Here is a 22,340-nt window from a genome sequence, read left to right on the forward strand (position 1 = left end):
CAGACGCAGCACATGCAACTTGAAGTATGACGAGTATATTTACAGCATGTTCCAGCCGATCAGCATATTCCACCACCACACGCCGAGGGTGATATGCACCAGGAAGGTTAATATCGTCAGTACCGCACCGACCAACCACCAGGATTTAATATCGTTGTAACCCACGCCAAAGATGACCGGACCTGCCGCGCCGCCATAGTGAGTAACCATGCCGCCATAGGAGTTAGAGAACAACAGTGCCAGCGCGGTTAACATTAACGGTGCGCCGGAGACGTTCGCCAGCATGGCAAATACCGGTAACATGGCAACGATATAGGCACTACCAGAAGCGAAGAAATAACGCACGATGATGCTGAGGAAAATAATAACGAAGAAAGCAACGTTACCGTGACCATCAAATGCCAGGTTATTTTTAAAGACTTCAGCTAACCATTCGAAGAATTTAACTTTCGATAATAAGGAGCTTAAGCCGATAATACCGCCGTACCAGATTAAGGTATTCCAGCCGCCTTTATTTTTAACCACGTCTTCCTAGGTAACGATGCCCAGCAGCAGCATAGTTGCCATAACAACGATTGCCACGGTGGATTCATCAACCCCCAGAGACTTACTGAAAATCCAGCCCAGCAGCGCCAGTACAAAGACACCGAGCAGCATTTTTTCGCGGATTTTCATCGGTCCCAGTTCGGCAAGGCCCGCTTTAGCGATGGTTTTGTTATCCACCTTCTTAATTTCTGGTGGATACATGGTGTAAATCACCAGCGGGGTGACCAGCAGCATAATGATGCCCGGCAATCCGGCGGCTAACGCCCATCCACCCCAGCTAATTTGCAGGTGCAGAATGTCGTTGATCATTTTCAGCGCCAGAATGTTCCCCGCCATTGCGGTAAAGAACATATAGCTGGTGGTTTTGGTGACCATGTAAATGGACATCATCAGGTAATGTCCAACACGACGCGGACTTTTTTCCGGTTCTGATCCCAAAGCCACTGCCACGCTGTTGATGATCGGTAACACGATGCCGCCCGCACGCGCGGTGTTAGACGGTGTTGCCGGAGCCAGTACCAGATCGAGAAATACCGTAACGTAACCCAGACCCAGGGTAGTGCTACCAATTTTACCAATCAGCAGATAGGCAATACGTTTACCTAAGCCTGTGGTTACAAACGCGGCGCTTAAAGTAAACGCAGAAAACACCAGCCAGGTGGTACCGGAAGAGTAACCGCTTAATACGGCGGTGGTTTTAAATTCCCCACCTGATAAGTTACCCACCACGACCATCGATGCGGCGACGGCAATTAACAGTACGACAGGTTCCGGGAAAGGCTTGATAACCAGCCCCACAATGGCCGCCAGGTAAATACCAAAAAGCACCCACGCCAGTTCGCTTAATCCTGCCGGAGCTGGCATAAAGCCAATAATACATGGGATCGCTAATATCAGAATTAGCTTCCATAACGATTTTTTATTCATTTAATATCCTGTTCTTTCTGTATGACTCATACAGAATTCCTTTATTGAGTATCATTATCACGACAACAAAATTTTTCAGGGAAGATAAACTTCACCGGAAAATATTTTTCTGGTCGTCCGAATAACAGATGCGCGTAACGTCGTGGCATCCTGACCTTCATTACTTAAATGAACGTCGAGCGCACCACTGGGGTGTTCAATATTGATATTGCCGTATCCTACAGAAGGGACGATTTGTCGGGTGACGGTACCTTCCAATGCACAACTACTGGAAATAGCAATAGCACCGGTTATCGCCAAAGCGCGATGGCAAGAATGCGGCATAAAATAACGCACATTAATTGCCCCGCCTTTCTGCGCTGGAGAAATAAGTACAGGTTTAGGGATAACCATATTACTGACATCGCCTAAGCCCATTGCTTTACCCGCTTGTAGACGGATAGATTCAATGCGGGCTAATAATGCTTTGTCGGCATCCAGCTCTGCCGGTAATTCATAGCCTGTTTTTCCCAGATATTCAGCAGGAATAATGACAACTGGCATCGCCATATCGATACAGGTCACCGGGACATCGTCAAAATAATCAATCTGATTATCAGTCGGGAAGACTTTTCCGGTTTTCGTTCCGGCGGCATTCAGGAAAGTGAGCGCAACCGGTGCGGCAGTACCCGGTACGCCGTCAATTCTGGCGCTACCCTCGTACTCGACAACACCATTTGGCGTTTGCACATCAGCTTCGATGAACGTACCCGTATTGACGTTGCGGATACGTACGCGGGTAACTGGCGAAGTCGCTGCAATCAAACCATTTTCAATGGCGAATGCCCCAACGCCAGACAGCATATTGCCGCAGTTAGGCGTGGTATCGACACGTTGCTCATGGACGATAACTTGAGCAAACAGATAATCGACATCTGCATGCGGATCGCTGGAGCGGCTAATAATGGCGACTTTACTGGTCAGCGGATTACCGCCGCCAATACCGTCAATTTCCAGATCGTTACCGGAACCCATAATTGCCATCAATATTTTATCGCGCTGCGTTTGATCTTCGGGTAAATGTTCCGCTAACAGGAACGCGCCCCTCGAGGTTCCACCTCGCATCATCACGCAGGGTATTTTTTTCATAATAATGCCCTCAATTTAAAAACATAACTTATTGCGATATGGTTACATTAAGGGCAAAGCATCTCTAATGACTTTAGCTCAACGATTAATAACATTTTTTCATTAATTTAAGTTGGCTAAATGCAGTTAAAATTTTTAATGGCCAGCCACCCAAAATCGACGCTTCCATTTTCCGGAGTAATAATGAAGCATGAATTATCAAGTATGAAGGCATTTGTCATACTGGCAGAGTCCAGTTCATTTAACAATGCTGCTAAATTACTCAATATTACGCAACCTGCATTAACGCGAAGAATAAAAAAGATGGAGGAAGATTTACACATTCAACTATTTGAGCGTACAACTCGCAAGGTTACGTTAACAAAAGCAGGAAAAAGGTTGCTCCCGGAGGCGCGGGAATTAATAAAAAAATTCGATGAAACGCTTTTTAATATTCGTGATATGAATGCTTATCATCGTGGTATGGTGACGTTAGCGTGTATTCCGACCGCAGTATTTTATTTTTTACCGCTGGCAATCGGTAAATTTAATGAGCTGTATCCCAATATTAAAGTGCGGATTCTGGAACAAGGCACGAATAATTGCATGGAATCGGTGCTGTGTAACGAATCAGACTTTGGCATAAACATGAACAACGTCACAAATTCATCCATTGATTTTACCCCACTGGTCAACGAGCCGTTCGTGCTGGCCTGTCGGCGTGACCATCCATTGGCCAAAAAGCAGCTTGTAGAATGGCAGGAGTTAGTGGGTTACAAAATGATTGGCGTACGCTCCTCCAGCGGCAACCGACTATTGATAGAACAACAGCTAGCCGACAAGCCCTGGAAGCTGGACTGGTTTTACGAAGTGCGTCATCTTTCGACGTCATTAGGGCTGGTGGAGGCGGGACTGGGGATTTCGGCGCTTCCTGGTCTGGCAATGCCCCATGCGCCCTATTCTTCGATTATTGGTATCCCACTGGTGGAACCCGTTATACGTCGGACATTGGGGATTATTCGCCGCAAAGATGCCGTGCTTTCTCCGGCAGCTGAACGCTTTTTTGCCTTGCTGATTAATTTGTGGACTGACGATAAAGACAATTTGTGGACCAATATCGTCGAACGCCAGAGACATGCGTTACAGGAGATAGGTTAATACACCGGCGCAGGAGAGACTGCGCCGGTTAAATCAGCGGTTAGTGCGCGTTGACCACTACCCACATTGGCCCCTGCCCAACCGCATAGCGGCCTTTTTCATGCAGTAGCCCCTGCTCGCCAACAATTTCGTATACCGAGATGTGGTGAGATTTTTGCCCGGCGGCAATCAGATACTTGCCGCTGTGATCAACATTGAAGCCGCGCGGCTGGGTTTCCGTTGGCTGGAAGCCTTCTTTACTCAACACGCTGCCATCTTCCGAAACGCTGAAAACGGTAATCAGACTGGCGGTACGGTCGCAGGCGTATAAATGACGACCATCCGGGGTGATATGAATATCAGCCGCCCAACGGGTGTCGGAGAAGTTTTCCGGCATCATATCCAGCGTCTGGACACATTCGATATTGCCGTGCGGATCTTTCAGTTCCCAGACATCCACTGAGCTGTTTAACTCATTGACGCAATAGGCATATTGTTCGTTTGGATGGAATACCATATGACGCGGGCCGGCCCCTTCAACGGTAGTCACTTCCGCAGGGTCCTGCGCTACCAGATGACCATCATCGCTGACCGTAAACAGGCAAATGCGATCCTGCTTTAATGCCGGAACCCACAACGTACGGTTGTCCGGTGAGATATTGGCGGAATGGCAACCGTCCAGCCCCTCGACCACATCGACGACGCCCACTGGCAGGCCATCTTCCAGACGCGTTACGCTCACGTTACCCGCATTATAAGAACCGACAAAGACAAACTGCCCCAGGTGATCGGTGGAAATATGCGTCGGGCTCCCCGGCAGCGCAGACTCTGCAGCAAAGGTCAGCGCGCCATCGTCCGGGGCGATACGATACGCCAGGACGCGAAACTCAGGGCGAACACCAACATAGAGATAGCGTTTGTCCGGGCTGACCACCATCGGCTGCACCTGCCCCGGCACATCGACTACCTGTGTCAGCGTCAGTGCGCCTTCATGATTCAGGTTCCAGACGTGAATTTGCTGGCTCTCAGGGCTGGCGATATAAACTGTTTGCTTCATGAATGCTCCTTTGCATTTAGCAACTGACTGTAACAGCTAAAATTAGTCGCTTTTGGCGGTGAATGCTGAATTAAAACGCAGAATTTTGTCCGATAGTGGTATCGGTGTACCATTCGCGCAGAAGAAAATTCTTAACCTTAATCTGGAATACGCCATGACCACACGCGTGATTGCTCTCGACTTAGACGGCACCTTATTGACCCCGAAAAAGACCCTGCTTCCTTCATCGATAGAAGCCCTGGCCCGCGCTCGCGAAGCAGGCTATCAATTAATCATCGTCACAGGTCGCCATCACGTCGCTATTCATCCTTTTTATCAGGCGCTGGCGCTGGATACACCTGCTATTTGCTGTAATGGCACCTATTTGTATGATTATCATGCAAAAACAGTGCTGGAAGCGGACCCAATGCCCGTTAATAAAGCCCTGCAACTCATTGAGATGCTGAATGAACACCACATTCACGGTCTGATGTATGTGGATGATGCGATGGTCTATGAGCACCCGACCGGGCATGTCATTCGCACGTCTAACTGGGCGCAAACCCTGCCGCCGGAACAGCGTCCGACTTTCACACAAGTCGCTTCTCTGGCTGAAACGGCGCAACAAGTTAACGCCGTATGGAAGTTCGCCCTGACGCACGATGACCTGCCGCAATTGCAGCATTTTGGTAAGCATGTCGAACATGAACTGGGACTTGAGTGTGAATGGTCCTGGCACGATCAGGTTGATATTGCACGCGGCGGCAACAGCAAAGGTAAACGTTTGACGAAATGGGTTGAGGCGCAAGGCTGGTCGATGGAAAACGTCGTGGCCTTCGGCGATAACTTTAATGATATCAGTATGCTGGAGGCCGCTGGTACAGGCGTGGCGATGGGCAACGCCGATGACGCGGTAAAAGCGCGCGCCAACATTGTGATTGGTGATAACACCACCGACAGCATTGCCCAGTTCATTTATAGCCACCTGATTTAATCAGGCGGTTATCGACACACTTTTAATTTGCGCGTACAGCCACAGGCCAGGTTTGATCGCCAGTTCATCCCTGGCCCACGGGCTGATACGCGCCCACAGCGTTTTACCGCCGACTTCCAGCTCCACTTCCACCTGGCCGTTGTCGTCATAACTATTAACAACTTTTGCCCGCAATACGTTACGAATGCTGGTTTGCTGCGGCGGTTGTAAAACCAGAGAAACATCGGAAGCCTGAATGCGGATACGTAGCGCAGCTTGCAGCGGTTCGTCCAGCTTATTAACCCACAAATGCTGATCGCCCAGCGCCAGCGCGGTCATCGCGTAATGCGGATGATGCTCAAGCACCGTCACTTTCAGAATGCTACTTTGTTGCTCTTTCGGCAGCCACGGATTCATCACGCTACTGCCCCACACTTCCTCCAGCGCGCCAAAGGCTTTCACCTGACCGTTTTCCAGTACCATCACTCTGTCTGCCAGATGGAGGATCTCATCCAGCGAATGGCTGACATACAACATCGGAATGTTGATTTCCCGCGTCAGACGTTGCAGATAAGGCAACAGTTCGCGTTTACGCGGAATATCCAGTGACGCCAGCGGTTCATCCAGCAACAGCAATTCCGGTGCTGTCAGCAAAGCCCGACCAATCGCCACGCGCTGTTTTTCGCCTCCGGACAGGCTGCCTGGTAAACGATCAAGCAACGGTTCAATGCCTAAAAGCGCCACCAGCTTATCGAACTGATTGACCATGCTTTTCGCCATGCCGTAGCGCAGATTGCCACGCACTTTGTAATGCGGGAACAGCCGCGCATCCTGAAAAACATAGCCAACGCGACGCTTTTCCGGCGACAGGCAGATACCTTTTTCGGCATCATTTAGTACCCGACCATTGAGGACAATCCGCCCTTTTTGCGGACGTGTCAGCCCACTGATGGCGTTAATCAGCGAGGTTTTTCCGGCACCAGAGACACCAAAAATAGCGGTGATGCCATTGGCGGGCAGCGTTTCATTAATCGTCAGGCAATGGTTGCCCAACGTCTGGGAAAAATTCAGTTCCAGCATGATTAGCGCCCCGCCCGTTCACGGCTGATTCTGGCCAGCCATTCTGAAATCAACAGGGAGATCATCGCCAGCGCAATAGAAATAATACACAGTCTCGCCGCGCCACTTTCCCCGCCAGGGGTCTGGATCAGGGTATACATGGCAGAAGGAATGGTTCGCGTTTCACCAGGAATGTTCGACACAAAGGTGATGGTTGCGCCAAATTCACCGAGCGAACGAGCGAATGCCAGCACCGTACCAACAATAATTCCCGGTAAGGTCAGCGGTAACGTGATAGTAAAGAAAACGCGCCAGCGCCCGGCCCCCAGTGTTCTTGCGGCCTGCTCCAGTTTGATATCAACACTTTCCAGCGCCAGACGAATCGCCCGCACCATCAGCGGAAAAGACATGACAGCGGCAGCGAGAACCGCACCGCGCCAGCTAAACGCGAAAGAAAGACCAAACCAGTCATACAGACGTTCACCGATAAATCCGCGCCGTCCCATCGAAACTAATAATAGGTAACCGACGACCACGGGCGGTAACACCAGCGGTAGATGCAGTACACTGTCGAGCAGAGCTTTGCCCGGAAACGTGCAACGTACCAGTAACCAGGCAAAAAAGATCCCAAACGGCAGGCTAAACAGCACAGCCAGGGAAGAAACTTTCAGGCTTAATAAAACTGCCTGCCATTCTGGATCGGTCAGTATCATTACTTGGTTGTAAATCCGTAACGTTTAAAGATTTCCGCAGCCTGCGGCCCCTTCAGATAATCATAAAATGCTTTCACTGTCGCATTGTTATGCCCTTCCACAACAGCAACCGGATATTCCACTTTTTTATGTGAATCTTCCGGGAAGGTGGCAACCACTTTTACCCCTTTGCTGGCAACTGCGTCAGAACCGTAAACAATACCCAGCGGCGCTTCATTGCGTTCGACCAACGCCAGCGCGCCACGAACATCTTCCGCCGGAGCCAGTTTCGGGGAGAGCGTATCCCATGCGCCCAGTTTTTGCAGTGCTTCTTTCGCATAAATGCCAGCAGGGACATGTTCCGGATCACCAACCGCGAGGCGACCGCCATTCAGCAGCGAAGTCCAGTTGGTTTTGCTGTCGATGGTGAAATCTTTCTGCTCGCTGGCTTTCGGTGCTACAACGACCAGGCTATTGCCGAGCAGTGTCTGGCGCGAAGCCGTATCGATCGCTTTTTTATCAACCGCATAATCCATCCATTTCTGATCGGCAGAAATAAATAGATCCGCAGGCGCACCCGCTTCAATCTGACGGGCCAAAGTAGATGACGAAGCGAAAGAAGAAACCACATCCACGCCTTTCTCTTTTTTATACTGCGTAGCAATGTCCTGCATTGCGTTAGTCAGTGATGCGGCGGCGAACACCGTGATTTTCCCTTCATCTGCCAGTGCATTGCCAGCAACAGCGAAAGAGAGTGCCGCCCCGGTAAACAAGTTCAACCATTTACGAGCCATTGGTAACCCCTTAATGTAACGTTATGTAGGCGTCAATATAACGGCAAGTTCGGAATTTTCCCAGCAGTTATTGCTAACCTTTGTGAGGTAGATGAGAAAAAATATCGGCAGAAAAAGCAGGAAGTTGAGAAAAAGAAAATGCCCGACTAAGCGGGCATTCAGGGAATCAATGATTTTGTCCGGGCTGGTCTTTTTTACCAACACCAGAAAAGATGTTGAATACTTCACCAAGACCGTAAATCAGACCCAGGATGATGGCCATCACGACAGGTACCATGATTACGGCGAATACCAGACTTTTTAATAACTCTAACATGGTCAACTCCAGATATAGTCATGAGACTATTCTAACCGCTAAGCACAGAAAAGCACTCCCCTTTTGTGCGGTCAGCTTTGCGTGGCGTTCGTTTTCCGTCACAATAAGACTTTTGCCAGGACATTGTTATGCAGGCCGAAATCCTTCTCACCCTTAAGCTCCAACAAAAATTATTCGCCGACCCGCGCCGCATTTCGCTACTAAAACACATTGCGCTTTCCGGTTCCATTAGCCAGGGAGCGAAAGATGCCGGTATCAGCTATAAAAGCGCCTGGGATGCCATTAACGAGATGAATCAGTTAAGTGAGCATATTCTGGTTGAGCGCGCAACAGGCGGTAAAGGTGGCGGCGGCGCAGTACTGACCCGCTATGGTCAGCGACTGATTCAGCTCTATGACTTACTGGCGCAAATACAGCAAAAAGCCTTTGATGTGTTAAGTGACGATGACGCCCTGCCGCTGAACAGCCTGCTGGCCGCGATCTCACGTTTTTCACTGCAAACCAGCGCCCGTAACCAGTGGTTCGGTACCATCACCGCCCGCGATCATGATGACGTTCAACAGCATGTTGATGTCTTACTGGCTGATGGAAAAACACGCCTGAAAGTCGCAGTTACCGCACAAAGCGGCGCGCGTCTGGGGCTGGATGAAGGCAAAGAAGTGTTGATATTGCTAAAAGCGCCGTGGGTAGGTATTACTCAGGACGATGCGGTCGCGCAAAACGCTGACAACCAATTACCAGGTATTATTAGTCATATTGAGCGCGGCGCAGAGCAGTGCGAAGTATTAATGGCGCTACCCGACGGGCAAACACTGTGCGCCACAGTGCCGGTAAATGAAGCGACTTCTCTTCAGCAAGGACAGAATGTCACGGCCTACTTTAATGCCGACAGCGTGATTATCGCCACGCTGTGCTAAGCGTGTTGACAATTTGTTATGAAACACGTATCCCTGTCAGTAATCGCTGCACAAAATGGGATATAAAATGTCATCGTTGCAAATTTTGCAAGGCACGTTTCGTCTTGGCGACACAAAAACGCTGCAATTGCCTCGGCTAACGTTAAACGCGGGTGATAGTTGGGCGTTTGTCGGTTCGAATGGAAGCGGGAAATCGGCGCTGGCCCGCGCGCTGTCGGGGGAACTTCCGCTTTTGAAAGGTGAACGGCAAAGCCAGTTTTCCCACATCACTCGTCTCTCCTTCGAGCAATTGCAAAAGCTCGTCAGCGACGAATGGCAGCGGAATAACACCGATATGCTTAGTCCTGGCGAAGATGACACCGGGCGTACCACGGCTGAGATCATTCAGGATGAAGTAAAGGATGCTCCGCGTTGCATGCAACTGGCGCAGCAGTTCGGTATTACCGCCCTCCTCGACCGACGCTTTAAATACCTTTCCACTGGCGAGACGCGAAAAACCCTGCTGTGTCAGGCGCTGATGTCGGAGCCTGACTTGTTGATCCTTGATGAGCCGTTCGATGGCCTGGATGTTGCCTCACGTCAGCATCTGGCTGAGCTACTCGCCTCGTTACATCAGTCCGGTATTACTCTGGTACTGGTGCTCAATCGCTTCGATGAGATCCCGGAATTTGTCCAGTTTGCTGGCGTGCTGGCGGATTGCACGTTAGCGGAAACTGGCGCTAAAGAAGAACTGCTCCAACAAGCACTCGTTGCGCAACTGGCGCATAGCGAACTGCTTGAAGGTGTGCAAATGCCGGAGCCAGATGAACCTTCAGCACGTCACGCCTTACCCGCCAACGAACCGCGCATTGTGCTGAACAATGGCGTGGTTTCTTATAACGATCGCCCCATTCTTAATAACCTTAGCTGGCAGGTGAATCCAGGCGAACACTGGCAAATTGTCGGGCCAAATGGCGCGGGAAAATCGACGTTATTAAGCCTGATTACTGGCGATCATCCGCAAGGTTACAGCAACGATTTGACGCTTTTCGGACGACGTCGCGGCAGCGGCGAAACCATCTGGGATATCAAAAAGCATATCGGTTACGTCAGCAGTAGTTTGCATCTGGATTACCGGGTCAGCACTACTGTGCGTAATGTGATTCTTTCTGGCTATTTTGATTCGATTGGCATTTATCAGGCCGTTTCGGATCGCCAGCAAAAACTGGTGCAGCAGTGGCTGGATATTCTCGGCATTGATAAACGCACGGCTGACGCTCCTTTCCATAGTCTTTCCTGGGGACAGCAGCGTCTGGCGCTGATCGTCCGTGCGCTAGTGAAACATCCGACGTTGCTTATTCTCGATGAACCACTACAGGGGCTTGATCCGCTCAATCGCCAGCTTATCCGCCGTTTTGTTGATGTGCTGATTAGCGAAGGTAAAACGCAATTGTTGTTTGTTTCGCACCACGCTGAAGATGCGCCTGCCTGTATTACCCATCGTCTTGAGTTCGTGCCGGACGGTGACTTTTATCGCTATGCGCTGACAAAAATAAACTGAGTCGGTAGTGCTGACCGTGCCGGAGGCGGCGTAAACGTGTTATCCGGCCAACGGTTTGACGCATCCAGGCATGAAACCGCGTCTTTTTTTTCAGATAAAAAGCGCAATCATTCATAAAGCCGCTGTTTTATAATCACTTAATCGCGCATAAAAAACGGCTAAATTCCTGTGTAAACGATTCCACTAATTTATTCCATGTCACACTTTTCGCATCTTTGTTATGCTATGGTTATTTCATACCATAAGCCTAATGGAGCGAATTATGAGAGTTCTGGTTACCGGTGGTAGCGGTTACATTGGAAGTCATACCTGTGTGCAATTACTGCAAAACGGTCATGATGTCATCATTCTTGATAACCTCTGTAACAGTAAGCGCAGCGTACTGCCTGTTATCGAGCGTTTAGGCGGCAAACATCCAACGTTTGTTGAAGGCGATATCCGTAACGAAGCGTTGATGACCGAGATCCTGCACGATCACGCTATCGACACCGTGATCCACTTCGCCGGGCTGAAAGCCGTTGGCGAATCGGTACAAAAACCGCTTGAATATTACGACAACAATGTCAACGGTACTCTGCGCCTGATTAGCGCCATGCGCGCCGCTAACGTCAAAAACTTTATCTTTAGCTCCTCCGCCACCGTTTATGGCGATCAGCCCAAAATTCCATATGTTGAAAGCTTCCCGACCGGCACACCGCAAAGCCCTTACGGCAAAAGCAAGCTGATGGTGGAACAGATCCTCACCGATCTGCAAAAAGCCCAGCCGGACTGGAGCATTGCCCTGCTGCGCTACTTCAACCCAGTTGGCGCGCATCCGTCGGGCGATATGGGCGAAGATCCGCAAGGCATTCCGAATAACCTGATGCCATACATCGCCCAGGTTGCTGTAGGCCGTCGCGACTCGCTGGCGATTTTTGGTAACGATTATCCGACCGAAGACGGTACTGGCGTGCGCGATTACATCCACGTAATGGATCTGGCGGACGGTCACGTCGTGGCGATGGAAAAACTGGCGAACAAGCCAGGCGTACACATCTACAACCTCGGCGCTGGCGTGGGCAGCAGCGTGCTGGACGTGGTTAATGCCTTCAGCAAAGCCTGCGGCAAACCGGTTAATTATCATTTTGCACCGCGTCGCGAGGGCGACCTTCCGGCCTACTGGGCGGACGCCAGCAAAGCCAACCATGAACTGAACTGGCGCGTAACGCGCACACTCGATGAAATGGCGCAGGACACCTGGCACTGGCAGTCACGCCATCCACAGGGATATCCCGATTAAGGAACGACCATGACGCAATTTAATCCCGTTGATCATCCACATCGCCGCTACAACCCGCTCACCGGGCAATGGATTCTGGTTTCACCGCACCGCGCTAAGCGCCCCTGGCAGGGGGCGCAGGAAACGCCAGCCAAACAGGTGTTACCTGCGCACGATCCAGATTGCTTCCTCTGCGCAGGTAATGTGCGGGTGACAGGCGATAAAAACCCCGATTACACCGGGACTTACGTTTTCACTAATGACTTTGCGGCCTTGATGTCTGACACGCCAGATGCGCCAGAAAGCAACGATCCGCTAATGCGTTGCCAGAGCGCGCGCGGTACCAGCCGGGTGATCTGCTTTTCACCGGATCACAGTAAAACGTTGCCAGAACTGAGCGTTGCGGCATTGACGGAAATCGTCAAAACCTGGCAGGAGCAAACCGCAGAGCTGGGGGAAACGTACCCATGGGTGCAGGTCTTTGAAAACAAAGGCGCGGCGATGGGCTGCTCTAACCCGCATCCGCACGGACAGATTTGGGCAAATAGCTTCCTGCCTAACGAAGCTGAGCGCGAAGACCGTCTGCAAAAAGAATATTTCGCCGCACAGAAATCGCCAATGCTGGTGGACTATGTTCAGCGCGAGCTGGCAGACGGTAGCCGTACCGTTGTCGAAACCGAACACTGGTTAGCCGTTGTACCTTACTGGGCTGCCTGGCCGTTCGAAACGCTACTGCTGCCCAAAGCCCACGTTTTGCGGATCACCGATTTGACCGACGCCCAGCGCAGCGATTTGGCACTGGCGTTGAAAAAGCTAACCAGTCGTTATGACAACCTCTTCCAGTGCTCCTTCCCCTACTCTATGGGCTGGCACGGCGCGCCATTTAATGGCGAAGAGAATCAACACTGGCAGCTGCACGCGCACTTTTATCCGCCTCTGTTGCGCTCCGCCACCGTACGTAAATTTATGGTTGGTTATGAAATGCTGGCAGAAACCCAGCGAGACCTGACCGCAGAACAGGCAGCAGAGCGTTTGCGCGCAGTCAGCGATATCCATTTTCGCGAATCCGGAGTGTAAGAAATGAGTCTGAAAGAAAAAACACAATCTCTGTTTGCCAACGCATTTGGCTACCCTGCCACTCACACCATTCAGGCGCCTGGCCGCGTGAATTTGATTGGTGAACACACCGACTACAACGACGGTTTCGTTCTGCCCTGCGCGATTGATTATCAAACCGTGATCAGCTGTGCGCCACGCGATGACCGTAAAGTTCGCGTAATGGCAGCCGATTATGAAAATCAGCTCGACGAGTTTTCCCTCGATGCGCCCATTGTCGCGCATGAAAACTATCAATGGGCTAACTACGTTCGTGGCGTGGTGAAACATCTGCAACTGCGTAACAACAGCTTCGGCGGTGTGGACATGGTGATCAGCGGCAATGTGCCGCAGGGTGCAGGGTTAAGTTCTTCCGCTTCACTGGAAGTCGCGGTCGGAACCGTATTGCAGCAGCTTTATCATCTGCCGCTGGACGGCGCACAAATCGCGCTTAATGGTCAGGAAGCAGAAAACCAGTTTGTAGGCTGTAACTGTGGAATCATGGATCAACTGATTTCCGCACTCGGCAAGAAAGATCATGCCTTGCTGATTGACTGCCGCTCACTGGGGACCAAAGCAGTTTCCATGCCCAAAGGTGTGGCTGTCGTCATCATCAACAGTAACTTCAAACGTACCCTGGTTGGCAGCGAATACAACACCCGTCGTGAACAGTGCGAAACCGGTGCGCGTTTCTTCCAGCAGCCAGCCCTGCGCGATGTCACCATTGAAGAGTTCAACGCTGTTGCGCATGAACTGGACCCAATCGTGGCGAAACGCGTGCGTCATATCCTGACTGAAAACGCCCGCACCGTTGAAGCTGCCAGCGCACTGGAGCAAGGCGACCTGAAACGTATGGGCGAGTTGATGGCGGAGTCTCATGCCTCTATGCGCGATGATTTCGAAATCACCGTACCGCAAATTGACACTCTGGTAGAAATCGTCAAAGCTGTGATTGGCGACAAAGGTGGCGTACGCATGACCGGCGGCGGATTTGGTGGCTGTATCGTCGCGTTGTTCCCGGAAGAGCTGGTGCCTGCCGTACAGCAAGCTGTCGCTGAACAATATGAAGCAAAAACAGGTATTAAAGAGACTTTTTACGTTTGTAAACCATCACAAGGAGCAGGACAGTGCTGAACGAAACTCCCGCACTGGCACCCGATGGTCAGCCGTACCGACTGTTAACTTTGCGTAACAACGCAGGGATGGTAGTCACGCTGATGGACTGGGGTGCGACTTTACTTTCCGCCCGTATTCCGCTTTCCGATGGCAGCGTCCGCGAGGCGCTGCTTGGCTGCGCCAGCCCGGAATGCTATCAGGATCAGGCCGCATTTCTGGGGGCCTCTATTGGTCGTTATGCCAACCGCATCGCCAATAGCCGTTATACCTTTGACGGTGAAACCGTGACGCTTTCACCAAGTCAGGGCGTCAACCAATTGCATGGCGGCCCGGAAGGGTTCGACAAACGTCGCTGGCAGATTGTGAACCAGAACGATCGTCAGGTGCTGTTTGCCCTGAGTTCAGATGATGGCGATCAGGGTTTCCCGGGTAATCTCGGCGCGACGGTGCAATATCGTCTGACCGACGATAACCGTATCTCCATTACTTATCGCGCCACAGTTGATAAACCTTGCCCGGTGAATATGACTAATCACGTCTATTTCAATCTTGACGGCGAGCAATCTGACGTGCGCAATCACAAGTTGCAGATTCTGGCGGAAGAATATCTGCCGGTTGATGAAGGCGGCATTCCGCACGACGGCCTGAAATCTGTCGCCGGAACCTCTTTTGATTTCCGCAACGCCAAAATCATCGCCAGTGAGTTTCTTGCCGACGACGATCAGCGCAAAGTGAAAGGTTACGATCACGCGTTCTTGTTACAGGCCAAAGGCGATGGCAAGAAAGTGGCGGCGCATGTCTGGTCAGCAGATGAAAAATTGCAGCTGAAGGTCTACACCACCGCTCCGGCTCTGCAATTCTACTCCGGCAACTTCCTCGGCGGCACACCGTCGCGGGGAACCGAACCTTACGCCGACTGGCAAGGGCTGGCTCTGGAAAGCGAATTTCTGCCGGACAGCCCGAACCACCCTGAATGGCCGCAACCGGACTGCTTCCTGCGTCCTGGCGAAGAGTATTCCAGCCTGACGGAATATCAGTTTATTGCTCAGTAATGTTAAGCCCTCGTCATGAGGGCTTTATCTTCATATTGTTCAAATCACCAGCAAACACCGACATATTTGCAACTCAATATTCACAACAACCTTACACTGCGACACTATTTTCGCTATGGTTATGCGTAAGCATTGCTGTTGCTTCGTCACGGCAATATAATGAGAATTATTATCATTAAAAGATGATTTGAGGAGTAAGTATATGGCTGTAACTAAGCTGGTTCTGGTTCGTCATGGCGAAAGTCAGTGGAACAAAGAAAACCGTTTCACCGGTTGGTACGACGTGGATCTGTCTGAGAAAGGCGTAAGCGAAGCAAAAGCAGCAGGTAAGCTGCTGAAAGAGGAAGGTTACAGCTTTGACTTTGCTTACACCTCTGTGCTGAAACGCGCTATTCATACCCTGTGGAATGTGCTGGACGAACTGGATCAGGCATGGCTGCCCGTTGAGAAATCCTGGAAACTGAACGAACGTCACTACGGTGCGTTGCAGGGTCTGAACAAAGCGGAAACCGCTGAAAAGTATGGCGACGAGCAGGTGAAACAGTGGCGTCGTGGTTTTGCGGTGACTCCGCCGGAACTGACTAAAGATGATGAGCGTTATCCGGGTCACGATCCGCGTTACGCGAAACTGAGCGAGAAAGAACTGCCGCTGACGGAAAGCCTGGCGCTGACCATTGACCGCGTGATCCCTTACTGGAATGAAACCATTCTGCCGCGTATGAAGAGCGGTGAGCGCGTCATCATCGCCGCACACGGTAACTCGTTACGTGCGCTGGTGAAATATCTCGATAACATGAGCGAAGAAGAGATTCTTGAGCTGAATATCCCGACCGGCGTGCCGCTGGTTTATGAGTTTGACGAGAACTTCAAACCGCTGAAACGCTATTATCTGGGTAATGCTGACGAGATCGCGGCGAAAGCAGCGGCGGTTGCTAACCAGGGTAAAGCGAAGTAAACGTCATTCGCTTAAAAATGAGAAAGCCGACTGCAAAATGAGTCGGCTTTTTTATTTTTCGTTGCTACCAATGGAGCACATTGCCTGATGCGACGCTGCGCGTTTTATCAGGCCTCCGGTGATTAATCGGATACGCCACTCTGACGGCGCATCCGACAATTAAACTTTACCCGCGACGCGCGTTTACTGCATTCGCCAGTTGACGTAACAGAGCATCGGTATCATCCCAGCCAATGCAGGCATCGGTGATGCTCTTACCGTAGGCCAGCGGTTCCCCGCTCTCGAGGCTCTGATTGCCTTCCACCAGATGGCTTTCCACCATCACGCCAATAATGGCCTTTTCGCCACCGGCAATCTGCTGGCAAACGTCAGCACAAACATCCATCTGCTTTTTGAATTGTTTCGACGAGTTAGCATGGCTGAAATCGATCATCACCTGTGCTGGCAGGCCTGCTTTGTTCAGCCCTTCTTTCACTTCAGCAACGTGCTTCGCGCTGTAGTTAGGCTCTTTACCACCGCGCAGAATGATATGGCAATCGCCGTTACCGCTGGTATTCACAATCGCCGAATGACCCCATTTGGTCACTGAAAGGAAGCAGTGCGGCGCACCGGCGGCATTAATGGCATCGATAGCCACTTTAATCGTACCATCAGTGCCATTTTTGAAACCTACCGGACAAGAAAGACCAGACGCCAGTTCGCGGTGCACCTGCGATTCGGTGGTACGTGCACCAATTGCGCCCCAGCTCATCAGGTCAGCGAGATATTGTGGGGTGATCATATCGAGAAACTCACCCGCCGCTGGCAGACCGCTGTCGTTAATATCAAGCAGCAATTTACGGGCAATACGCAGACCGTCGTTGATCTGGAAGCTGTTATCCATATGCGGATCGTTAATCAGCCCTTTCCAGCCCACCGTGGTACGCGGCTTTTCAAAATAGACGCGCATTACGATTTCCAGCTCATCTTTCAGCTCTTCACGCAGCGCCAGCAAGCGAGTGGCATACTCTTTAGCCGCGACAGGATCATGAATTGAGCATGGGCCAATCACCACCAACAGGCGATCATCATTACCTTTCAGGATCTTATGGATCGCTTTTCGGGCATGGGCGACCGTATTCGCGGCATTTTCAGTAGCGGGGAATTTTTCCAGCAATGCGACAGGAGGAAGTAACTCTTTGATTTCTTTGATGCGTAAATCGTCGTTCTGATAATTCATGTCTGTTCCAGTGTTGCCATACTTATCTTAGTGAATGCAATACTTCCAATCTATATCTTCCGTCAGAATGTGTAAACGGGGTTTTACACTATGAACGGATTAATCCTGGAATTAGCAAGAAAAACGCCAGATTGTCGCGAAAAACGAGATCTCTCCTACAATTTCTAACTGTAACTCCTTTGTTTGTTAATTATTTCAAGATTCTCTGCTGCGTTTCATAAGCTGGCTGAAATCTTAAACCAATGCCTGATATTCACCTGCAAATGCACTGTTGGAAGAGGTTATCCGACATAACGACCATAACAGGAGCATCCTATGAAAATGACAAAACTGGCCACACTATTTTTGACTGCCACTCTAAGCCTTGCCAGCGGTGCCGCACTGGCTGCCGATAGCGGAGCGCAAAGCAATAACGGCCAGGCAAACGCCGCAGCTGATGCGGGCCAGGTAGCCCCTGACGCCCGTGAAAATGTCGCGCCAAATAACGTCGACAATAACGGGGTAAATACCGGTTCCGACGGCACAATGCTGCATCCGGATGGTTCTTCAATGAACAATGACGGCATGACCAAAGATGAAGAGCACAAGAACACCATGTGTAAAGATGGTCGCTGCCCGGATATCAATAAAAAGGTACAAACTGGTGATGGCATCAATAATGATGTCGATACCAAAACCGACGGTACCACGCAGTAACCCTGCAAAATAGCCAATAATGGGAGAGCGGAGTCTCTCCCTTTTAATTTTTCCCTTCTACAAGCAGTATGATGTCATAAAGTTAAGTGAGAATAATTAAGGGATGACTCGTCATGGCGCACTCACACTCACACGCTTCCTCACACCTGCCAGAAGATAATAATGCTCGTCGCTTGTTGTATGCTTTCGGCGTGACTGCCGGGTTTATGCTCGTAGAAGTCATTGGCGGTTTTCTTTCCGGTTCTCTGGCATTGCTGGCCGATGCGGGTCATATGTTGACCGATACTGCCGCCCTGCTTTTCGCCCTACTCGCCGTGCAATTTTCACGTCGACCTCCCACCATTCGCCACACTTTCGGTTGGCTAAGATTGACCACGCTCGCAGCATTTGTGAATGCTATCGCCCTGGTGGTGATTACCATTTTGATTGTCTGGGAGGCGATAGAACGCTTCCGCACACCGCGTCCGGTCGAGGGCGGCATGATGATGGCAATTGCCGTGGCTGGGCTGTTGGCAAATATACTTTCTTTCTGGTTACTTCATCACGGTAGCGAAGAGAAAAACCTCAACGTGCGAGCAGCGGCACTGCATGTGCTCGGGGACCTGCTGGGTTCGGTTGGGGCTATTATTGCCGCGTTGATTATTATCTGGACCGGCTGGACACCTGCTGACCCCATTCTCTCAATACTGGTGTCGCTTCTGGTTCTGCGTAGCGCGTGGCGACTGTTGAAAGATAGTGTGAATGAATTACTTGAAGGTGCACCGGTATCGCTGGATATCGCTGAACTGAAGCGTCGCTTGTGCCGGGAAATCCCGGAAGTCCGCAATGTGCACCATGTGCATGTATGGATGGTAGGCGAGAAGCCGGTGATGACGCTGCATGTGCAGGTGATCCCGCCACACGATCACGATGCCTTGTTAGATCAGATCCAACACTACCTGATGGATCACTATCAGATTGAGCACGCCACTATTCAGATGGAATATCAACCTTGTCATGGGCCAGACTGCCACCTGAATGAAGGGGTGTCTGGCCATTCACATCATCACCATTAATGGGACAGCGCGCGTGAACCTCTTTCGCGTGCGCTGTTGATCCACATCCGGCTGCCGTTGAGGGCAATAAAGGTCAGGATGATGTACTCCAGAGACATGGCGTAAACGCCCTGAAGTGCAAAAATAACGACGCTAATCACGTTAATAATCACCCACAACAGCCAGTTTTCCACATACTTACGCGTCATCAGAATCATTGCCACGATAGATAACACCATCATGCATGAATCCCAGAACGGGAAAGCGTCCGGCTGTAGTTCAGGCATCGCAACCTGTAATCCTAATGCTTGCATGATCATGACTGCCACGCGGGTCAAAAATGCAAACACCGGATTGATAAATACCGTCATCAGACCAATCGAAACAACGCAAACCGCCAACCAGCTTAGCGCCTTCGGCAATGGCAACCAGCGAATTTTCAACTCCGCCTCGTTCTGACTGGTTTGTCGCGACCACGCATACCAGCCGTAAATATTCGCGGCAAAGAAAAACACCTGTAATAGCAGGCTGGCATACAGCTGAATCTGAAAGAAAATAATGCCAAACAAGGTGACGTTGATCAGGCCAAAGAAGTAGTTACTGATCTTCTCCAGACTGGCAAGGCCAATACACAGCAACCCGGCGATCGTGCCTACCGCTTCGATCCATGAGAGATCATAACCGCCTGCCCCTATTGGTATATGTACCAGGATATTCTGCACACTAAAAAAATCCATCGTTCCCCCAAAGCGTAATGTGACGCCTTATTATCAATTATCCACGTAGTGTAGCCGCAAAATCCAGCATACGATTGAGCGGCACCAGCGCCCTCTCTAGCAGCCTTTCATCAACATAAACCTCGTGATTGCTTCCTTCCAGTTCTAATGCCTCTGCGATGGCCTGAAGGCCATTCATGGCCATCCACGGGCAATGCGCGCAGCTGCGACAGGTTGCGCCCTCACCCGCGGTTGGTGCTTCCAGTAACTCTTTATCTGGCACCGCCTGCTGCATTTTGTAGAAAATGCCCCGATCGGTTGCCACGATAAGCCGCTGATGTGGCAATGTTTTCGCAGCAGCGATCAGTTGACTGGTGGAACCGACCGCATCCGCCATCTCTACAATAGCTTGCGGTGATTCTGGATGCACCAGTATGGCAGCATCCGGGTATTCTTCTTGCAAGCGGGTTAACGCCTGAGTCTTAAACTCATCATGCACAATGCAGGCACCCTGCCAGCATAAAATGTCTGCGCCCGTCTGTTTTTGCACGTAACACCCCAGATGTTTGTCAGGTGCCCAGATGATTTTTTCACCCAAACTATCCAGATGATCAATAAGTTCGACGGCAATGCTTGAAGTTACCACCCAATCTGCGCGCGCTTTTACCGCAGCAGAAGTGTTGGCGTAGACGACGACAGTACGATCGGGATGGGCATCGCAAAATGCGTTAAATTCTTCAACAGGGCAGCCGAGATCCAGTGAACATTCAGCCTGAAGTGTCGGCATCAGAATTGTTTTTTCCGGACTGAGAATTTTGGCGGTTTCTCCCATAAATCTCACCCCAGCAACTAACAACGTAGAAGCGGGATGCTTTGCACCGAAGCGCGCCATTTCCAGAGAATCAGAAATACAGCCACCGGTTTCTTCTGCCAGTTGTTGAATTTCGGGATCGGTATAGTAGTGGGCAACCATCACCGCATTACGTTCTTTTAGTAGACGTTTTATCTTCTCGCGGTAATACGCTTTTTCATCAATGCTTAACGGCGTCGGCTTCGGGGGGAAAGGATAAATCGCCGTGTCTGGATCAAACATCACGCTCATCTTACCATCTCGTTTTACAGGCTTAACGTTAAAACCGACTTAAGCGTGATATTCGCTATTATCGGCGTAATTTGTTTTATATGCTAAACAAGATAGTCGAATGGTGGGGAAAAGTCACTCGAATTACGTATGAGATGCCGAATGCCACACTTTGCGTCTTATTCCTCCGACGTAGAGTTGTTTACGCAGCAAGCGCGGAGTATGTCATCAGGGTCAAGAATTGAAATTGAGAGATGCCTGAATAGCAAAAAAGCGCCTTTAGGGCGCTTTTTTGCATTGGTGGGTCGTGCAGGATTCGAACCTGCGACCAATTGATTAAAAGTCAACTGCTCTACCAACTGAGCTAACGACCCCTTGCGGGATTATGCTGCTTTAATCATTCAGGATGGTGGGTCGTGCAGGATTCGAACCTGCGACCAATTGATTAAAAGTCAACTGCTCTACCAACTGAGCTAACGACCCATACGGGTGTTACCTGAAAGATTTCTACTCGGAACCAATGTTTAAAATTGGTGGGTCGTGCAGGATTCGAACCTGCGACCAATTGATTAAAAGTCAACTGCTCTACCAACTGAGCTAACGACCCGAGTGGTGGGTGATGACGGGATCGAACCGCCGACCCCCTCCTTGTAAGGGAGGTGCTCTCCCAGCTGAGCTAATCACCCGATACTGCGCTGGATACTACAAACTACTTCCACCGAACCCACCGTAATCAGTGGTGGGTCGTGCAGGATTCGAACCTGCGACCAATTGATTAAAAGTCAACTGCTCTACCAACTGAGCTAACGACCCGGTGGTGGGTGATGACGGGATCGAACCGCCGACCCCCTCCTTGTAAGGGAGGTGCTCTCCCAGCTGAGCTAATCACCCGATACTACGCTGGATACTACAACTAACTATGTTAGTGGTGGGTCGTGCAGGATTCGAACCTGCGACCAATTGATTAAAAGTCAACTGCTCTACCAACTGAGCTAACGACCCACTTTTTCGTTGCTTTCGGTTTGTTTGATATCCCGTGGCAACGGCGGCATATATTACTGATTTCAGACTTGA

General features: G+C 50.6%; 20 protein-coding genes, 7 tRNA genes and 1 pseudogene. 11 read left to right on the forward strand and 17 right to left on the reverse strand.

What is annotated here, in order from left to right:
• Positions 1-39: 39 nt before the first annotated feature.
• Together ybhI and ybhH are read right to left on the reverse strand one after the other, a co-directional pair.
• Positions 40-1,473 (reverse strand): annotated as a pseudogene (gene ybhI / locus EAS44_RS17040) (anion permease).
• A gap of 75 nt (positions 1,474-1,548) precedes the next feature.
• Positions 1,549-2,601, reverse strand: a complete 1,053-nt coding sequence (gene ybhH, locus EAS44_RS17045; protein ID WP_000723628.1) for a 4-oxalomesaconate tautomerase — start codon at positions 2,599-2,601, stop codon at positions 1,549-1,551.
• A gap of 183 nt (positions 2,602-2,784) precedes the next feature.
• Between ybhH and ybhD the strand changes: the two genes are divergently transcribed.
• Positions 2,785-3,738 (forward strand): LysR family transcriptional regulator, encoded by a 954-nt coding sequence (gene ybhD, locus EAS44_RS17050; RefSeq protein ID WP_000679972.1) that lies wholly within the window; start codon positions 2,785-2,787, stop codon positions 3,736-3,738.
• A gap of 40 nt (positions 3,739-3,778) precedes the next feature.
• On the opposite strand, the gene pgl is transcribed toward ybhD, so the two are convergent.
• Positions 3,779-4,774, reverse strand: coding sequence for a 6-phosphogluconolactonase (pgl, locus tag EAS44_RS17055; protein WP_000815414.1), 996 nt, complete (start codon positions 4,772-4,774; stop codon positions 3,779-3,781).
• Positions 4,775-4,928: 154 nt separating this feature from the next.
• On the opposite strand from pgl, the gene ybhA reads away from it, so the two are divergent.
• A complete protein-coding gene (gene ybhA, locus EAS44_RS17060; protein WP_000213425.1) occupies positions 4,929-5,747 on the forward strand; it encodes a bifunctional pyridoxal phosphate/fructose-1,6-bisphosphate phosphatase in 819 nt (272 codons plus the stop codon).
• On the opposite strand, the gene modC is transcribed toward ybhA, so the two are convergent.
• From modC to acrZ, 4 genes are all read right to left on the reverse strand, one after another.
• Complete coding sequence (gene modC, locus EAS44_RS17065) at positions 5,748-6,806, reverse strand: molybdenum ABC transporter ATP-binding protein ModC (RefSeq protein WP_000891671.1); 1,059 nt, start codon at positions 6,804-6,806, stop codon at positions 5,748-5,750.
• Positions 6,807-6,808: 2 nt separating this feature from the next.
• Positions 6,809-7,498 (reverse strand): molybdate ABC transporter permease subunit, encoded by a 690-nt coding sequence (modB, locus tag EAS44_RS17070; protein WP_000604040.1) that lies wholly within the window; start codon positions 7,496-7,498, stop codon positions 6,809-6,811.
• Positions 7,498-8,271, reverse strand: a complete 774-nt coding sequence (modA, locus tag EAS44_RS17075; protein WP_000113014.1) for a molybdate ABC transporter substrate-binding protein — start codon at positions 8,269-8,271, stop codon at positions 7,498-7,500. Before modA ends, modB begins: the two co-directional genes overlap by 1 nt.
• Before the next feature lie 166 nt (positions 8,272-8,437).
• Positions 8,438-8,587, reverse strand: coding sequence for a multidrug efflux pump accessory protein AcrZ (acrZ, locus tag EAS44_RS17080; protein ID WP_000891515.1), 150 nt, complete (start codon positions 8,585-8,587; stop codon positions 8,438-8,440).
• A 128-nt stretch (positions 8,588-8,715) separates the two neighbouring features.
• On the opposite strand from acrZ, the gene modE reads away from it, so the two are divergent.
• From modE to gpmA, 7 genes are all read left to right on the forward strand, one after another.
• Positions 8,716-9,504, forward strand: coding sequence for a molybdenum-dependent transcriptional regulator (modE, locus tag EAS44_RS17085; RefSeq protein WP_001147445.1), 789 nt, complete (start codon positions 8,716-8,718; stop codon positions 9,502-9,504).
• Positions 9,505-9,571: 67 nt separating this feature from the next.
• Positions 9,572-11,044, forward strand: coding sequence for a molybdate ABC transporter ATP-binding protein ModF (gene modF / locus EAS44_RS17090; RefSeq protein ID WP_000096843.1), 1,473 nt, complete (start codon positions 9,572-9,574; stop codon positions 11,042-11,044).
• A 262-nt stretch (positions 11,045-11,306) separates the two neighbouring features.
• Positions 11,307-12,323 (forward strand): UDP-glucose 4-epimerase GalE, encoded by a 1,017-nt coding sequence (gene galE / locus EAS44_RS17095; RefSeq protein WP_001265445.1) that lies wholly within the window; start codon positions 11,307-11,309, stop codon positions 12,321-12,323.
• Between the two features lie 9 nt (positions 12,324-12,332).
• Positions 12,333-13,379, forward strand: coding sequence for a galactose-1-phosphate uridylyltransferase (galT, locus tag EAS44_RS17100; RefSeq protein WP_000191502.1), 1,047 nt, complete (start codon positions 12,333-12,335; stop codon positions 13,377-13,379).
• A gap of 3 nt (positions 13,380-13,382) precedes the next feature.
• Entirely contained in the window at positions 13,383-14,531 is a 1,149-nt protein-coding gene (galK, locus tag EAS44_RS17105; RefSeq protein ID WP_000053414.1) for a galactokinase, read from the forward strand.
• Positions 14,525-15,565 (forward strand): galactose-1-epimerase, encoded by a 1,041-nt coding sequence (gene galM, locus EAS44_RS17110; RefSeq protein ID WP_000931396.1) that lies wholly within the window; start codon positions 14,525-14,527, stop codon positions 15,563-15,565. Before galK ends, galM begins: the two co-directional genes overlap by 7 nt.
• 202 nt (positions 15,566-15,767) lie before the next feature.
• A complete protein-coding gene (gene gpmA, locus EAS44_RS17115; protein WP_001295305.1) occupies positions 15,768-16,520 on the forward strand; it encodes a 2,3-diphosphoglycerate-dependent phosphoglycerate mutase in 753 nt (250 codons plus the stop codon).
• Between the two features lie 166 nt (positions 16,521-16,686).
• Here the strand turns inward: gpmA and aroG are convergent, their stop codons facing one another.
• On the reverse strand, positions 16,687-17,739 hold the full coding sequence (gene aroG, locus EAS44_RS17120; protein WP_001109195.1) for a 3-deoxy-7-phosphoheptulonate synthase AroG: 1,053 nt from the start codon (positions 17,737-17,739) through the stop codon (positions 16,687-16,689).
• A gap of 315 nt (positions 17,740-18,054) precedes the next feature.
• Between aroG and ybgS the strand changes: the two genes are divergently transcribed.
• Together ybgS and zitB are read left to right on the forward strand one after the other, a co-directional pair.
• Positions 18,055-18,435, forward strand: coding sequence for a YbgS-like family protein (gene ybgS, locus EAS44_RS17125; protein WP_000784341.1), 381 nt, complete (start codon positions 18,055-18,057; stop codon positions 18,433-18,435).
• Positions 18,436-18,548: 113 nt separating this feature from the next.
• Positions 18,549-19,490, forward strand: a complete 942-nt coding sequence (gene zitB / locus EAS44_RS17130; protein ID WP_000951260.1) for a CDF family zinc transporter ZitB — start codon at positions 18,549-18,551, stop codon at positions 19,488-19,490.
• Here the strand turns inward: zitB and pnuC are convergent.
• The 9 genes from pnuC to EAS44_RS17175 form a co-directional block, all read right to left on the reverse strand.
• Positions 19,487-20,206, reverse strand: a complete 720-nt coding sequence (pnuC, locus tag EAS44_RS17135; RefSeq protein WP_000345406.1) for a nicotinamide riboside transporter PnuC — start codon at positions 20,204-20,206, stop codon at positions 19,487-19,489. The genes zitB and pnuC overlap by 4 nt on opposite strands.
• 37 nt (positions 20,207-20,243) lie before the next feature.
• Entirely contained in the window at positions 20,244-21,287 is a 1,044-nt protein-coding gene (nadA, locus tag EAS44_RS17140; protein WP_000115276.1) for a quinolinate synthase NadA, read from the reverse strand.
• Positions 21,288-21,564: 277 nt separating this feature from the next.
• Positions 21,565-21,640 (reverse strand) — tRNA-Lys (locus tag EAS44_RS17145).
• Positions 21,641-21,673: 33 nt separating this feature from the next.
• Positions 21,674-21,749 (reverse strand) — tRNA-Lys (locus EAS44_RS17150).
• Positions 21,750-21,797: 48 nt separating this feature from the next.
• Positions 21,798-21,873 (reverse strand) — tRNA-Lys (locus EAS44_RS17155).
• Positions 21,874-21,876: 3 nt separating this feature from the next.
• Positions 21,877-21,952: transfer RNA gene (locus tag EAS44_RS17160), tRNA-Val, on the reverse strand.
• Positions 21,953-22,003: 51 nt separating this feature from the next.
• Positions 22,004-22,079, reverse strand: a tRNA-Lys gene (locus EAS44_RS17165).
• A gap of 2 nt (positions 22,080-22,081) precedes the next feature.
• Positions 22,082-22,157: transfer RNA gene (locus EAS44_RS17170), tRNA-Val, on the reverse strand.
• A gap of 35 nt (positions 22,158-22,192) precedes the next feature.
• Positions 22,193-22,268, reverse strand: a tRNA-Lys gene (locus tag EAS44_RS17175).
• Positions 22,269-22,340 lie beyond the last annotated feature (72 nt).

It is taken from the genome of Escherichia coli DSM 30083 = JCM 1649 = ATCC 11775 (assembly GCF_003697165.2).
Classification (GTDB): domain Bacteria; phylum Pseudomonadota; class Gammaproteobacteria; order Enterobacterales; family Enterobacteriaceae; genus Escherichia; species Escherichia coli.

Bases quoted from the DNA above. Each gene is read 5' to 3' on its own strand.
- ybhH (WP_000723628.1), bottom strand. From the start codon at position 2,601: ATGAAAAAAATACCCTGCGTGATGATGCGAGGTGGAACCTCGAGGGGC.
- ybhD (WP_000679972.1), top strand. From the start codon at position 2,785: ATGAAGCATGAATTATCAAGTATGAAGGCATTTGTCATACTGGCAGAG.
- pgl (WP_000815414.1), bottom strand. From the start codon at position 4,774: ATGAAGCAAACAGTTTATATCGCCAGCCCTGAGAGCCAGCAAATTCAC.
- ybhA (WP_000213425.1), top strand. From the start codon at position 4,929: ATGACCACACGCGTGATTGCTCTCGACTTAGACGGCACCTTATTGACC.
- modC (WP_000891671.1), bottom strand. From the start codon at position 6,806: ATGCTGGAACTGAATTTTTCCCAGACGTTGGGCAACCATTGCCTGACG.
- modB (WP_000604040.1), bottom strand. From the start codon at position 7,498: ATGATACTGACCGATCCAGAATGGCAGGCAGTTTTATTAAGCCTGAAA.
- modA (WP_000113014.1), bottom strand. From the start codon at position 8,271: ATGGCTCGTAAATGGTTGAACTTGTTTACCGGGGCGGCACTCTCTTTC.
- acrZ (WP_000891515.1), bottom strand. From the start codon at position 8,587: ATGTTAGAGTTATTAAAAAGTCTGGTATTCGCCGTAATCATGGTACCT.
- modE (WP_001147445.1), top strand. From the start codon at position 8,716: ATGCAGGCCGAAATCCTTCTCACCCTTAAGCTCCAACAAAAATTATTC.
- modF (WP_000096843.1), top strand. From the start codon at position 9,572: ATGTCATCGTTGCAAATTTTGCAAGGCACGTTTCGTCTTGGCGACACA.
- galE (WP_001265445.1), top strand. From the start codon at position 11,307: ATGAGAGTTCTGGTTACCGGTGGTAGCGGTTACATTGGAAGTCATACC.
- galT (WP_000191502.1), top strand. From the start codon at position 12,333: ATGACGCAATTTAATCCCGTTGATCATCCACATCGCCGCTACAACCCG.
- galK (WP_000053414.1), top strand. From the start codon at position 13,383: ATGAGTCTGAAAGAAAAAACACAATCTCTGTTTGCCAACGCATTTGGC.
- gpmA (WP_001295305.1), top strand. From the start codon at position 15,768: ATGGCTGTAACTAAGCTGGTTCTGGTTCGTCATGGCGAAAGTCAGTGG.
- aroG (WP_001109195.1), bottom strand. From the start codon at position 17,739: ATGAATTATCAGAACGACGATTTACGCATCAAAGAAATCAAAGAGTTA.
- ybgS (WP_000784341.1), top strand. From the start codon at position 18,055: ATGAAAATGACAAAACTGGCCACACTATTTTTGACTGCCACTCTAAGC.
- zitB (WP_000951260.1), top strand. From the start codon at position 18,549: ATGGCGCACTCACACTCACACGCTTCCTCACACCTGCCAGAAGATAAT.
- pnuC (WP_000345406.1), bottom strand. From the start codon at position 20,206: ATGGATTTTTTTAGTGTGCAGAATATCCTGGTACATATACCAATAGGG.
- nadA (WP_000115276.1), bottom strand. From the start codon at position 21,287: ATGAGCGTGATGTTTGATCCAGACACGGCGATTTATCCTTTCCCCCCG.